This is a genomic window from Rhodococcus sp. NBC_00297, assembly GCF_036173065.1.
Classification (GTDB): domain Bacteria; phylum Actinomycetota; class Actinomycetes; order Mycobacteriales; family Mycobacteriaceae; genus Rhodococcoides.
The window spans coordinates 4325416-4339257 of the sequence record NZ_CP108041.1; the positions used below are offsets into that span (position 1 = coordinate 4325416).

The following is a 13842-nucleotide window of genomic DNA, read 5'->3' on the forward strand; positions in this document are numbered from 1 at the left end:
CATGATCCATGCGAACTCCGCCACCCTGGCCACCCCGTATCTGCAGGTTCGCGGAGTCGGGATGACCTTCGGACCCGTCACCGCTCTGTCCGGCGTCGACATCGACGTCGTGCCCGGCCAGGTTCATGCCCTGCTCGGTGAGAACGGTGCCGGCAAATCCACACTCATGTCGATCATCTCCGGGACACTCACGCCCACATCGGGTTCGGTGAGTGTCGGTGGGATAGAGCGCACGGGTCTGACACCGGCCGAAGCACTGGAACTGGGAATCTCGATCGTCCATCAGACTCCGGCCCTGCTGCCTGACCTGACGGTCTCCGAGAACATGGCACTCGCCATTCCTCGCAGTCTCCGGCCGTCCGTCTTCGAGATCGGTCCCTGGGTCACCGAGAAGTTGGCCGCCGTGGGGTGCGTCGTCCACCCGGACACCAAGTGTGGTGATCTGCCGATCGCCGAGCGTCAGTTGATCGAGATCGCGAAAGCCCTTGCCACCGAGACCAAAGTGCTCATTCTCGACGAGCCCACGGCGCCGTTGGTCCAGGACAAGGTCGACCTTCTCTTCGAGCGGGTACGCAGTGTGGCTGCTGCGGGGGTGGCCGTCGTCTACATCACGCACCGCATCCCCGAGGTCCGAGAGTTGGCCGACACCATGACGATCCTGCGCGACGGACGCGTGCGCGGATCCTACGACCCGCAGACGCTGACGGACGACGAGATCATCACCCTCATCGCCGGACGCGACGTCGACGCGGTGTTTCCTCCGAAGCGACAAGGCCCGGCCGGTGACGGCCTGGTCGTCGACGCGCTGTCCGGCAGAGACTTCGACGACATCTCGTTCTCGGTCGGTGCGGGGGAGATCGTCGGACTTGCCGGCGTCGCCGGCAACGGGCAGGTGTCCCTCCTCCGTGCGCTCGCCGGTCTGACGCCGTCGACCGGTTCCGTCCGCCTGGGCGGTACCGAATTGTCGTCGACTTCCTCCGCGAACGCCCACAGAGCAGGAGTCGCCTTCATGCCTGCCGATCGTGCGGGCGAAGGTGTCCTTTCCGAGTTCTCGATTCGCGAGAACGCCGCGCTCGGAGCTTTCGGTCGCTTCCTGCGGAACGGCATCATCGATCGCGGCCGCGAGAGCCGGCTGACCACCGAGATGTCCTCGGCTCTGACCGTGAAGGCGCCGAGTGTCGAGACGCTGGTCGGAAACTTGTCCGGTGGTAATCAGCAGAAGGTGGTCCTGGCCAGAGCGCTTCTGGCACAGCCCACCCTGATTCTTGCCGAGGAACCCACGCAGGGTGTCGACGCCGGTGCACGCGCCGAGATCTACGCTCAGTTGCGGGCGGCCGCCGACGACGGCATGGCCGTCGTGGTCCTGTCCTCGGACGCACTGGAACTCGAGGGTCTCTGCGACCGTGTCCTCGTGATCTCACGCGGAACCATCGTCGAATCGCTGACCGGTGACGACCTCACCGAACGCAACATGATGTCCGCGATGGTCTCGTCCACGGGACATCGAACCGAGAAATCCGAGTCCGCCGACGCACGCGGCAGGGGATCCGTTGCGACGGCGCCGAGCCGTGTCGCACGATCCCTCCCGAGCTACATCCTTCTGGGGGCAGTAGTCCTGCTGGCGTTGATCGCGACCACACAGAACGTCCGCTTCCTGGGCGAGGCCAACATCTCGTCGATACTGCTCACGACAACTGCCCTGGGTTTCATCGCGCTGGGCCAAATGCTGGTGGTGATGACGGGCGGGATCGACCTGTCTGTCGGCCCTCTGACCGGACTCGTCCTGGTGATCATGTCGTTCTTCTGGTACGACGGCGCGTCGGTGACCCGGTTGCTCGGCGGCATCGTCATCGCGGTCGCCGCGGCGATCGTCGTCGGTGCGATCAACGGTGGTCTCATCCGCGGATTGAAGTTCACGGCCGTAGCCGCAACGTTGGTGACCTACATCGGTATCCAGGGTGTGTCGCTGCTGCTCCGCCCCGAGATCGACGGATACGTCGACTTCACCATTCTCGACGTCATCAACTACAGCCTCGGCCCTGTCCCTGTCGCCTCCGTGATAGTGGTGCTCGCCGCCGTCGGCCTCGCTGTCGCGTTGCGGTACGCACGGCCCGGTATCGCGTTGCGCGCCTCCGGATCGAACGCGTCCATCGCGGAGAAGTTCGGCGTCCGGACCGGCGTCACCGTCACCGCGGCGTACGTGGGGTGCTCGTTGCTGACCATGCTCGGCGGCATCATGCTGGTCGGCCAGGTGGGCGTGGGCGACCCCAATCAGGGGATCACCTTCACCCTTGCCAGCATCACGGCCGTCGTCGTTGCCGGAACGTTGCTGCGCGGTGGTAGCGGTTCTCCGATCGCTGTGCTGTTGGGAGCGCTTCTTCTGCAGGTGATCCTGGCGATGGCGAACTTCCTGCGGCTCGGCACAGCGTGGCAGTACTGGCTGCAGGGCGGGATCGTCATCATCGCGGCCGTGCTCTACATCGGCCTACAGAAGCGCCAGGAAACCCGTCACCACTGACACCGCACCCCACTCGATATTTCCCGAAAGGCATGTGACGTGAAAGCACTCAGATTTGTCGCAGAGAACACGGCCGAGGTCCAGAACATCGACGTTCCGCAGATCGCCGCCGACGAGGTTCTCATCGCGGCCCGATCCGTCGGTGTGTGCCATTCCGACATCGAACTGCTCGAAGGTCGGTACATCATTCCGTTCGAGTATCCCGTCATCCCCGGGCACGAGTGGTCCGGTGAGGTGGCGAAGGTCGGCGCGGATGTGACCGAATTCGTCGTCGGAGACCGGGTGGTCGGCGAATGCGTCATCGGTGAGGACCACTTCGGGTTCTCGATCAGTGGTGCGGCGGCGGAGTTCTTCGTCGTGAAACCTGCCTGGCTGCACAAGCTTCCGGACGAGGTGTCCTTCACCAGCGGGGCTCTGGTGGAGCCGTTCAGTTGTGGCTACTACGGGCTGATGCGCGCTGGGAACGTCAATGCCAGCGATGTGCTCGTCGTCCTCGGTGCCGGACCGATCGGCCTCGGCGTCGTCGCCGGTGCGGCAGCGCTCGGCGCCACGACCATCGTCGTCGAGCCGTCCGACGCGCGACGTGCGGCAGCGCTGGAACTCGGTGCGGCGCACGCGGTGACACCCGAAGACGTCGAGCGTGTCCTGCGCGAGGAAAGCCGGGGACGGGGAGCCGACGTGGTCGTCGAGGCTACCGGCCGCCCGGAGGTCATGGCCACCGCGCTCGAACTCGCCGGCCACCGTGCACGGTTGGTGTACATCGGTATCGATGTCGGACGTTCCGCGCCGGCGAAGCTCGGCCTCATCCAGTCCAAGGAACTAGACATCAGGGGGGCGATCGGATCACCGGGGGTGTGGCCGGCCACCCTGCGCTTCATCGCCAGGAGCGGCATCGACCTCGGTCGACTGGTCACCCGGGAATTCTCGGCCGACGACGCGGTGACCGCACTCGCCGAGTCGCGCAAGACTGCCGAGAACATCAAGGTGCACATCACCTTCGACGCCACACTCTGATCGTTCGACCGACCGAGGGACTGCTCATGCCACGCCTGCACGGAAAAATTGCGATCGTCACCGGGTCGGGGAACGGAATGGGTCGTGCGATGGCCGTTCTGTTCGCCGCCGAGGGAGCCGCCGTCGCCGTCACCGACGTCTCGGAGAAGGACGGTCTCGAGACCGTGCGCCTCATCGAACAGAGCGGAGGGCAGGCGAAATTCTGGTCGCTGGACGTGAGTTCGGAGGACTCCGTGTCCGCCGTGTTCGACGAGGTGCGCCGTCACTGGGGAAAACTCGACATCCTGGTCAACAACGCCGGGATCTCAGGAGTCGACAAGCCCACCGACGAAGTCACCGAAGCGGAATGGGACGCGGTGTTCGCCGTCGACGTGAAAGGTGTCTTCTTCTGCACCAAACATGTCATCCGCCATCTGCGCGACAACGGTGGCGGAAGCATTGTCAACATCTCGTCGATCTACGGACTCGTGGGCTCGCACGAGATGGCGCCCTACCACGCAGCCAAGGGTGCCGTGACGCTCATGACCAAGAAGGATGCCGCGACGTACGGTCGTGACCACATCCGGGTCAACTCCGTGCATCCGGGAACCATTCTGACGCCGTTCGTCCGGGAGCTCGCCGAGCGCAGTGAGGGCGGATTGCGCGGATATCTCGACATCATGGAGCCCAAACACCCCATCGGACATGTGGGTGAGCCGGAGGACGTGGCACAGGCGGTGTTGTTCCTGGCCAGCGACGAAGCACGCTTCGTACACGGCTCCGCGCTGGTCGTCGACGGCGGTTACACTGCCGTGTGACGCTCGGGGTGTGTCAGCGTTTCAGTGCTGGCGCCCCACGACGAACCACATCGCGATGCACGTCTCGGCGTGCGGGTTGCTGAGCCTGTGAGGGATCGACGAATCGAAATGGAGACTGTCGCCCGGCCCGAGTACCTGGCGAGCGAACGCCACCTGGATCTCGAGCTTGCCCGAGAGGATGTGGATGTACTCCTTACCGCCGTGGTTCATCAGGTTGTCCGGGGGACACGATTCCGTGTTCGGCGGATACGTCACCCGGAGGAACTCGACATTCGGATCGTCGTCGGGCGTCAGGCGTTCCCACCGCACGCCGCCCAGATAGAGCTCGGGCCGCTCGTCGGCGCGTTGGAGCCCGGGGAGTGACCCGACTTCCGGCAGCGGGACGACACGGGAAGCGGGTGCGCTTCCGAGCGCGTGACTGACGCCGTGTCGGTCGTCCTCGACCGGAGTCGGTTCGGGCTCGGCGCTTTCCATGTCGCGCGGCGCGACGTCTTCCGCCATCAGTGAGTCGAGCGACAGCCCGAGTTCGGTCACGATGGCATAGAGGGTGCCGACCGAGGGAGCTGTGCGGCCCAACTCGACCTGTGAGATGAAACTGGGGGAGAGGTTCACGCGTCGAGCCATTTCACGCAGCGACATTCCCGCGCCCTCGCGGGCCCCGCGCAACCGCAGACCCATCTGGACGTTCATCTGTGCTGCTGTGTCCGAGGTACCGACTTCGATCGCCGTGTCGCTCATCGCACGCCTCCCCTTCCAGATCCGCGGGCACTGCTGCCATGTGTGTGTCCACTGGACGCACGACGCTTGTACCTGAGTATTGCACTCGTTTCCTGTTTTATCTCGGACGAACACAGGTGCTTTGCGGTGGACATGTGCAGTGTTACTCTACAAACACAGTTGCTTGCATCACACTTCGAGCACGTCGAGGAGTCTCCTTGTCTCAGACCATGAAAGCCGCCGTGTATCACGGTGCGCGCGACATCCGCATCGAAGACGTTGCAGGCCCCGATCCTTCGAGTGGCGACGTTCTTCTCCGCGTGTTGCGGTCGGGAATATGCGGGACGGATGCCTCCGAGTGGGTCGCCGGCCCGAAGACGTTCCCCGTCACGCGCCGTCATCCCATCAGCGGGCACATCGGACCGTTGATTCTCGGACACGAGTTCGTGGGTGAAATAGTCGATGTTCCGACGGGTTCGTCCTTCGCGGTGGGTGACCTCGTGGCGACCGGCGCGGGCATCTGGTGCGGCGGATGTCGACGCTGCCTGGAGGGCCGGACGAATCAGTGCTCGACGTACAGAACACTCGGGTTGAACGTGAACGGTGGGATGGCCGAATTCGCCGCGGTACCGTCGAAGACGTTGCGCGCGTTGCCGGCCGGGCTGTCCGTGGACCATGCCGGTCTTGCTCAGCCGCTGGCAGTGGGAATCCATGCGGCCCGCAGGTCCGGCGCGCGCGACGGCGACAACGTCGTCGTCATCGGTGCCGGCGCGATCGGTTCGTTCGTCCTCGCCGGCCTGAAATACCTGGGCGACGTGAACGTCACGGTCGTCGACTTCCCGGGTCCTCGTCTCGAGCGCGCAACGCGGCTCGGGGCCGATCGCACCCTCGGCGCATCGGACGACATCGCCGCCGACGTCGTCGAGGCGCTGGGCGGCAAGCCCGATGTCGTGATCGAAGCGAGCGGTGCACCGGGCCAGCTGGTGTCCGCGCTGCAGATGGTCACCGACGGCGGGCGCGTTCTCGCCGTCGGCATCCCCAAGGAGAAGCCTGCTCTCGACATGCACTCGATCGTGTTCCGCGAGATCACCCTCGAGAGCACATTGGCCCACGTCTGCGACACGGATCTGCCTGCCGCCCTCGACATCCTCGCGACCGGTCGGCTCGGCCGCGAACTCGCCGAGGCGCCCGTCGGGCTGTCCGACCTTCCCTCGTCCCTCGATCGTCTGTCCACAGGCCAGGTCGAGGGCAAAGTCCTGATCGACCCAGCGAAATGAGTTCACCCGTGTCAGAAGAGAACCACGCACGCACAGCACTTGTCGTCGGTGCTACCGGTATTGCAGGACAGACGGTCTCACGCCGACTCGTCGAGTCGGGATGGACCACGTACGGACTCTCCCGCGGATCGAAGAACCCCGTCGACGGCGTCATCCCCGTTGCGGGAGATCTTCTCGACCCCGAGTCCCTGGCCACGGCCCTCCAGGGCGTCGACCCCGAGATCGTCTTCATCACGGCGTGGATGAAGCAGGACTCCGAGCAGAAGAACATCGAGGTCAACAGCGCCACGGTGCGCAACGTCCTCGCGGCACTGAAAAGCAGCGGATCCGTACGGCACGTCGCGCTGCTCACCGGGCTCAAGCACTATCTGGGCCCCTTCGACGACTACGCCACCGGTGTCATGGCCGAGACGCCGTTCCACGAGAACGAGCCTCGACTGGACAGCCCGAACTTCTACTACGCGCAAGAAGATGAGCTGTTCGCTGCAGCGTCCGAGCAGAATTTCACGTGGAGCGTGCACCGCGCTCACACCGTGTTCGGCTTCGCCGTCGGTAACGCCATGAACATGGTGCTGACCCTCGGCGTCTACGCCGAGATCTGCCGCGAGAAGGGCGAACCCTTCGTGTTTCCCGGTTCGCAGACGCAGTGGGACGGCTTGACCGACATCACGGATGCCGACCTGCTGGGTGAGCAGATGATCTGGGCGGCAACCCATCCGGAAGGTGAGAACGAAGCCTTCAACATCGCGAACGGTGACGTCTTCCGGTGGCGATGGATGTGGCCGAAGATCGCCGCGGTGTTCGGCGTCGAGCCTGTCGGGTACGCAGACAGTCCCAAGCCTCTGGACGATCGCACCGAGGACGCACCGAAGATCTGGGCGGAGATCGCCGCCCGACACTCCTTGGCAGAAGACGACGTCGACCGACTGGCGTCGTGGTGGCATACGGACAGCGACCTGGGCCGCAACATCGAGTGCCTGACCGACATGACCAAGAGCCGTCAGGCGGGCTTCCTCGGATTCCGTTCGACATTCGACAGTTTCGTCGAGAAGACCGACCGGTACCGCGCCGCCTCGATCCTGCCGACGCGATGAGTGAGGCATCCTTCGCCGGGAAAGGCGCCGTCGTCACCGGAGCGGGCAGTGGAATCGGACGGGCGGTGGCCTTGCGGCTCGCCTCGGCCGGCGCGCGGGTGCTCGCCGTCGATCGTGATGTGGCGGGCGCGGAGCGTGTCGCATCGGAGTCGGTCGGCGACATCCACCCGTACCAGGCGGACGTATCCGACCACGCACAGGTCGAGGCGTACGCGAACGCCGCGACGACGCTGCTCGGTGACGTGCATCTGTTCTTCAACAACGCGGGCGTCGAGGGCGTGCACAAGTCGATCATCGACACCACGGAAGCAGAATGGCGTTCCGTCGTCGATATCAATCTGTCGAGTATGTTCTTCGGCCTCAAGCACGTTCTGCCTCTGATTCGCAGGGCAGGCGGTGGTGCGGTGGTGAACACCGGGTCGATCCTCAGCCTGAAGGCGGCGCCCGATCGCTCGGACTACGTGGTGACGAAGCACGGCGTTCTGGGTCTGACCCGAACGGCCGCAGCAGAATCCGCTCCCTATGGCATCCGGGTCAACTGCATCTGTCCCGGACCCATCGATACCCCGCTCATGTCCCGGTCGGAAACACTCGTCAACCCCGACGATCCGGGATTCGAACGGGAACGTTTCATGGAGGGGACGCCGCTACGCCGCTACGGCAGCGTGACCGAGATTGCGGAACTGGTCGCCTTCCTCCTCCGCGAGGATGTCGGCTACCAGACCGGCGCCGCGATCACTATCGACGGTGGCATCACCGCTGTGTGATGCACGAACGTCGACCACACCGAACACAGGAGAGAAAGATGCGCGCTGCCGTATTTCACGACCGTCACGACGTCCGAGTGGAAGACGTCGCGCCGCCCGCAACCGTCGGGCCGAACGAGGTTCTGCTTCGGCCGTTCTTCTGCGGCATATGCGGGACGGACCTGCACGAGTACGCCTTCGGACCGATCGTCATTCCTACCGAGCCGCACGCGTTGACCGGCGCCAGCGCCCCGCAGATCTTCGGACACGAGTTCTCGGCCCGAGTGGTGGAACTAGGCGCGGACGTCACCTCGGTGGCGGTGGGTGACCGCGTCTCGGTGATGCCGCTGATCACGTGCGGCACGTGCTACTACTGCCGTCGCGGACTGAACCACCTGTGTGTGGTGATGGCCTGCACAGGTCTGAGCTGGGGTGGTGGCGGTATTGCCGAACTGGTCGTGGTGCAGGAACGGCAGGTATCGGTGTTGCCGGACGCCGTGAGCGATGTCCAGGGCGCACTCATCGAGCCTGCTGCGGTCGCGGCCTACGGTGTCGACCAGACGGGGTTCGGGGCGGGCGACACGATCCTGATCACCGGAGCCGGGCCGATCGGCGCCCTGTCGGCGTTGTACTCCCACGCGGCCGGCGCCTCACGGATCTTCGTCTCAGAACCGAATGCCGAACGTCGTGCGCTGATCGAGGGCTTCGGCATCGCCGAGGTTCTCGACCCGACGGTGCAGGACGTTCCGGCGGTCGTACGCGCACTGACGGGCGGAATCGGCGTCGACGTCGCGGCGGAATGCTCGGGCCACCAGAACGGTCTGACGGCAGCGCTGGACAGCGTGCGCTCGGCCGGCACGGTTTCGCAGGTCGGTCTGCATGTGCGGCCGGCGACCATCGACCCGATGGCGTTGTCCAACAGAGACATCACTCTCGTAGGCACGTGGTGCTACCCCGTGTACGACTGGCCCCGCATCATCGCTCTGGTCGCCTCGGGTCGCTTCCCCGTGGAGAAAGTGGTCAGCGAGATCATCGACGTCGAGAACATCGTCGCCGGCGGATTCGACCGACTCCTCGACCCCGAGGGTGACGCCCAGAAGCTCCTGGTCCGAGTCGGCGGTTCGCCGTCGTGACCACCATCGACGAAGGACGACACATGAACATCGGTTTCGCCGGCATCGGACGTATGGGCGCGCACATGGTCCGTCGTCTCCTCGAGGCCGGACACTCCGTGACCGCCTACGACCTGTACCTGTCCGCGGATTCATTACCCGAAGGATTGGAAGCGGTCACCGTCGCGTCCGGCCCGTCGGATCTGGCCCGAGCCGATGTCTCGTTCAGCATGCTGCCCGACGCCGCGGCCACCGACGACGTGTTGTTCGGCGAGGGCGGCATCGTTCCAGCCGCTGCTTCCGGCCATCTGCACGTCGTGATGGGGACGGTCGGACCCACCGCGGTCCGCGCCTTCGCCTCGCGGGCAGAGGCTGCCGGTGTCGCCGTCGTCGACGCTCCGGTGTCGGGCAGTGTCAGCCTCGCTGAGACCGGTCAGATCAGCACGATGGTGGGAGCCGATGCAGACCAGTTCAGGCGACTGCAGCCGGTGCTCGCCGCCATGACGAAGGCTCAGTTCCACACCGGGCCGGTAGGTACGGCGTCGGTGGCGAAGCTTGCCGTGAACTCGGTGCTGGCCTCGCTCAATCAAGGCATCGCAGAGGCGTTGCTCCTGGCCGAGGCCGACGGGCTGACCGCGTCGGCGTTCTACGACGTTCTCGGGTCGAGCGCAGTGGCAGCCCCGTATGTCGGATACAAACGTGACCATTTCCTGGATCCTGACGGGGCGGGTGTCGCGTTCCCGCTGTCTCTCCTGCACAAGGATGTGGGCCTGGGGTTGGAACTCGCTCGGCGCCACGACCTGAACCTTCCCCAGGCCGCGACGGTCGGGAACGTCCTGGACCGTGCGTTGGCTACTGGGCTGGGCGACAAGGACATGGCAGCCGTGCTCGAGTACCTGGGATTGTCGGACCAACCGTAGTGCTGCCTTCCGCGATGGCGATGGGTCACCCGATTCACCGCCGTCCGGATAAGATCCACCCGTGCACCGCATCTTCACCACCCCCGTCTCGTCCGTGTACCCGCACTACGTCACCAAGGTGGAGCGCAAGGGTCGGACGAAGGACGAGCTCGACGAGGTCGTCCGCTGGCTCACGGGCTTCGACGACGCCGAGTTGGCGCAGCACCTCTCGGCGGACACGACGTTCCTCGACTTCTTCGAGGCCGCGCAGCTGAACCCGAACGCGCCGCTCATCACGGGGTCGGTGTGTGGGGTGCGGGTGGAGTCGGTGGAGGACCCGCTGATGCAGAACATCCGTCGCCTCGACAAGCTCGTCGACGAGCTCGCCAAGGGGCGACCGATGGCGAAGATCCTCCGCGCCTGATCCGCGCGCCGACCGTCAGGTGGTCGGACGCAACCGGGTCTCGAACTCGCGCTCGAGGGCGCGCCACGACTCCGCCTCCGCGTCGAACGGAGCACTCGGGGCCATGCGTCCGTCCACCGGCTCGAGGATGTAGGAGATGAGCCAGCCGAGGGGAGTGGCCGGCGCCAGTGCCTCCTCGACGGACGCGTCCTTGGCGTAGTCGGCTGCGTCGGTGAACAGTTCGACGGCGAGATCGAGCTGATCGGCGTCGACGGATTCCGGCCCGCGGGCCAGGTCGTCGGCGAGCCCGGGCAGCACGTACACGTTCTCGTCGGTCACCTGCACGTCGAGAGAACCGTCGACGGCCGCGGTACGCACGTCGTCGTACGTGCTGACCGTCGTGAGGTCGTGGTCGTGATCGTCGGCCAGGTAGCGGGCGAGCGCGCGCTCACTTCCGAACACGAAGATCGCGCCTGATCGTCCCAGGAACAGCGGCTCGTCGTCGAGGTAGCAGCGCAGTGTGTAGTAGGTGTCCTCGGAGGTGATGATGCGCACCGGATCGATACCCACCGAGCCCCAGAAGGTCTCGTCCTCCTCGTCCTCGTCGTCGGTGTCGACGGGGACCACGACTACGTCGGAGTCGTCCGAGGAGGTGTCGTCGTCCGTGTCGATGTCCTCGTCGTCCAGATCCTCTGCGTCCACGATGTTCTCGGCTGCGGCCGTGATCTCCGCATCGGCCACGGCGGTCGCGTCGGCATCGACGTCGGGAGTGGTCAGGACGGTGTCGATGGCGTCGAGGACGGCGTCCCACCCCTTCGCCACGACGGCACCGATACGGTTCCACAGCTGCGAGCCCTCACGCCCGACGAAGGCGTCGGCACCGCGGGACAGCACTCCGAGAAGCGCATTGGCAGAGAAGAAGCGAGTGACGGCATCCAGTTCGCAGACCTCGCCGAGGGTGCGTGCCATCTCGAGGGAGCGGGCCAGCTCGATGATGGAGTCCTCGTCCGGATCCCCCGCGGCGAGCTCCGGAACGCCCACGAGGTCGTAGACGTGGGCGTCGTCCGGCTCGATGTGCGCTGCGGAGAGCGCGACGACGGTGCGCCACTGCGGATGGTCGACGAGGTCGTTGTCGGTGTCGGTGCGGATGAACGCCGCCATCTCGGCCACCGACGGGAACGCGTAGAGATCGTCCTCGCGACCGAGGAAGGCCTCCCACTCCTCGCCGTCCTCACGCCACTCGGGCGCCCACAGGGTGACGAGGTCGCCGGCAGTCACACCGAGTTCGATCGGGACGATGTCTCCAGCCATGGCCGCGAGCCTATCCCAGCCGCCGGGCGTCCTCACTGGACGCCGTGTCGAGCCCCAGACGCAGGGCGGCGTGGATGTCGGCACGCTCGAGAACGACGGCCAGAACGGCTGTGTTCACCGCGTGGACGATCGCCGCCTCGACCCGATGACAGCGCATCTCCCGGACGTCGTCCTCGACGGTGAGGCCGACCAGACGTCCGTGCGCGTCCACCTCGGCCCGGACGAGCGCGTCGTCCCTGTCGTTGCGACCGCGCACGCGGGCCAGGTCGTCGATAGTCCGGTGCAGCAGGGCGGACACGCGTCGTGCCGAACCGGACGAGTCGATCTCGACGAGCTCGTCGTCGGCAGGGCCCGCCGTGGGTACCGGCGCCACCGGATGTGCGAGCCCGTGCAGCATCCGCACCGCGGCAGCCACCGCGGAACCCCCGAAGGCGAGCTCCCTACGTTCGAGCTCCAGGTCCACGATCTCGCCGGACGGCAGCACCACGATGCGTCCGGCGCGCGAGGTGGCGTGTCCGCCGGTCATGCGGTCGGCCGGTAGAAGCCGTGGAAGCTCATGCCGACGTTCGACGTCCGGACGGCACTGACGCTGACCGGGTCGCCCGCCTCCACCATCTGACCGTTCCCCACCACCATCGCGACGTGACCGTCCCACACGGCGAGGTCGCCCGGCATCAGGTCCTCGGCACTCACCGGGCTGCCCACCGCCTGGTCGGCCGCGAGCCGCGGCAGGTCCACTCCGGCGGTGCCGTACGCGCTCTGTGTGAGTCCGCTGCAGTCCAGGCCCTGGCCGGGGGTGGTGCCGCCCCACACGTACGGCGTGCCCTGCTGGGCGAGCGCGAAGCGGACGGCTCCGGCCGCGCGCTCGTTGGGCGCCATGGCGGTGCTGCCGTCGGGAAGCGTCACGAGCGTGCCGGTCCCGTCGGCGCCGGGCGACGCCGGATCGGCCGGCTGCTCCGGAGCCGTCGGCGCGAACAGCCCGCGGAGAGCCGCGTCCGGCGACGCGGGCAGAGACGGAAGTGCGGGAACCTCCGGCACGACGAGTGCGCCGACGCGGGCGGCCAGGGCATCGAGCTCTGCTCGCACCCGAGCGTGGACGGCGAGAGCATTGTCGAGGTGGTGCGTCGCGTGGGCGATGAGTGCGGTCTGTCCCGGGGGAGTGAGGGCCGCGGGCGCGAGTGCCGCTGCGCCCGTGAGGAAAGCGGCCATGATGGTCTGCAGCTCGGCGACCCCACGCGCGACGCTCGCCTGCGCCTCGGCGGAGAGTGACTGCAGCGCGCCGGCGTGCTCGATCATCGACCCGGCCGCGGCGGCGCCGCGCACGGTGAGGTCGAGAGCGGCCTCGGACGCGGGTCCGGACCACGCGTCCGAGAGAGCGGTGACTCCGTCGGTCACCTGTCGCGAGGCGTCGGACAGTGACGCGATGCCCGAGTCGAGGGAATCGGTGTCGGGGGACGGACAGCCGGTGCCGAGAGAGCGGATCAGAGTCTCGAGGGGCGCGGCCAGCAGATCGATCATCGCGGTGCACCGGTGCCGACGAGCACGTCGGACAGCGCGGTGTCGCCGTCGCCGTAGGACCGCGCTGCGGACTGCACGGACGACCCGAGGTGCTCGAACAGGTCGGACAGCGCGCCGAGGCCGTCGGCGTAGCGCGCCGCGGCACCGGCGAACGCGACTCCGAAGTCGGCTCCGACGAGGCCGAGCGTCGCCGCGGAGCCCGTTGCCGCCCGCGCCGCCGCGGATGCGTCCCGCACGAGGAGTGCGGCATCGGTCAAACGACCGGCACCGTCGTGCAGACCGTCCACTCGGACGTCGAATGTCGTACCGCTCTCGGCCACTGCAGTCCACCGTTCACTCGCGTGCTCGCACCGTCTCGAAGTCAGACGGTGCGGAGCGGCTCGCGGTTCCCCGATCACGCGGATCCGTTCGACCGGGAGTGGGCGCCGATCGCCGA

General features: G+C 66.5%; 14 protein-coding genes. 9 read left to right on the forward strand and 5 right to left on the reverse strand.

Going from position 1 to position 13842, the window contains the following annotated elements; all coding sequences use genetic code 11:
* The first annotated feature begins 1 nt into the window (after position 1).
* The 3 genes from OG947_RS20410 to OG947_RS20420 are packed head-to-tail and all read left to right on the forward strand — an operon-like array spanning position 2 to position 4329.
* Positions 2–2518, forward strand: a complete 2517-nt coding sequence (locus tag OG947_RS20410) for an ATP-binding cassette domain-containing protein (RefSeq protein ID WP_328814080.1) — start codon at positions 2–4, stop codon at positions 2516–2518.
* Between the two features lie 39 nt (positions 2519–2557).
* Positions 2558–3532: a zinc-dependent alcohol dehydrogenase gene (locus tag OG947_RS20415; RefSeq protein WP_328812738.1), complete on the forward strand. Its 975-nt coding sequence runs from the start codon at positions 2558–2560 to the stop codon at positions 3530–3532.
* A gap of 26 nt (positions 3533–3558) precedes the next feature.
* Positions 3559–4329: an SDR family NAD(P)-dependent oxidoreductase gene (locus OG947_RS20420; RefSeq protein WP_328812739.1), complete on the forward strand. Its 771-nt coding sequence runs from the start codon at positions 3559–3561 to the stop codon at positions 4327–4329.
* Positions 4330–4350: 21 nt separating this feature from the next.
* Here the strand turns inward: OG947_RS20420 and OG947_RS20425 are convergent, their stop codons facing one another.
* A complete protein-coding gene (locus tag OG947_RS20425; protein ID WP_222650360.1) occupies positions 4351–5067 on the reverse strand; it encodes a helix-turn-helix domain-containing protein in 717 nt (238 codons plus the stop codon).
* A gap of 197 nt (positions 5068–5264) precedes the next feature.
* Here OG947_RS20425 and OG947_RS20430 point away from each other — a divergent pair, with 197 nt between their 5' ends.
* The 6 genes from OG947_RS20430 (at position 5265) to OG947_RS20455 (ending at position 10598) form a co-directional block, all read left to right on the forward strand.
* Positions 5265–6323, forward strand: a complete 1059-nt coding sequence (locus OG947_RS20430; protein ID WP_328812740.1) for a zinc-dependent alcohol dehydrogenase — start codon at positions 5265–5267, stop codon at positions 6321–6323.
* Between the two features lie 8 nt (positions 6324–6331).
* On the forward strand, positions 6332–7417 hold the full coding sequence (locus OG947_RS20435; protein WP_308119405.1) for an SDR family oxidoreductase: 1086 nt from the start codon (positions 6332–6334) through the stop codon (positions 7415–7417).
* The gene (locus OG947_RS20440) at positions 7414–8184 is read left to right on the forward strand and encodes an SDR family NAD(P)-dependent oxidoreductase (RefSeq protein ID WP_328812742.1); all 771 of its coding nucleotides are present in this window, start codon (positions 7414–7416) and stop codon (positions 8182–8184) included. Before OG947_RS20435 ends, OG947_RS20440 begins: the two co-directional genes overlap by 4 nt.
* 38 nt (positions 8185–8222) lie before the next feature.
* Entirely contained in the window at positions 8223–9296 is a 1074-nt protein-coding gene (locus OG947_RS20445; protein ID WP_328812743.1) for a 2,3-butanediol dehydrogenase, read from the forward strand.
* A complete protein-coding gene (locus OG947_RS20450) occupies positions 9293–10195 on the forward strand; it encodes an NAD(P)-dependent oxidoreductase (RefSeq protein WP_328812744.1) in 903 nt (300 codons plus the stop codon). The genes OG947_RS20445 and OG947_RS20450 overlap by 4 nt, the downstream gene beginning before the upstream one ends.
* A gap of 61 nt (positions 10196–10256) precedes the next feature.
* Complete coding sequence (locus tag OG947_RS20455; protein ID WP_027503713.1) at positions 10257–10598, forward strand: DUF2200 domain-containing protein; 342 nt, start codon at positions 10257–10259, stop codon at positions 10596–10598.
* 15 nt (positions 10599–10613) lie between these two features.
* On the opposite strand, the gene OG947_RS20460 is transcribed toward OG947_RS20455, so the two are convergent.
* The 4 genes from OG947_RS20460 to OG947_RS20475 are packed head-to-tail and all read right to left on the reverse strand — an operon-like array spanning position 10614 to position 13726.
* Entirely contained in the window at positions 10614–11888 is a 1275-nt protein-coding gene (locus OG947_RS20460) for a primosomal protein (RefSeq protein ID WP_328812745.1), read from the reverse strand.
* Positions 11889–11898: 10 nt separating this feature from the next.
* Positions 11899–12414: a hypothetical protein gene (locus OG947_RS20465; protein ID WP_328812746.1), complete on the reverse strand. Its 516-nt coding sequence runs from the start codon at positions 12412–12414 to the stop codon at positions 11899–11901.
* Positions 12411–13406, reverse strand: a complete 996-nt coding sequence (locus tag OG947_RS20470; protein WP_328812747.1) for a C40 family peptidase — start codon at positions 13404–13406, stop codon at positions 12411–12413. The genes OG947_RS20465 and OG947_RS20470 overlap by 4 nt, the downstream gene beginning before the upstream one ends.
* A complete protein-coding gene (locus tag OG947_RS20475; RefSeq protein ID WP_222647908.1) occupies positions 13403–13726 on the reverse strand; it encodes a hypothetical protein in 324 nt (107 codons plus the stop codon). The genes OG947_RS20470 and OG947_RS20475 overlap by 4 nt, the downstream gene beginning before the upstream one ends.
* Positions 13727–13842: the final 116 nt, after the last annotated feature.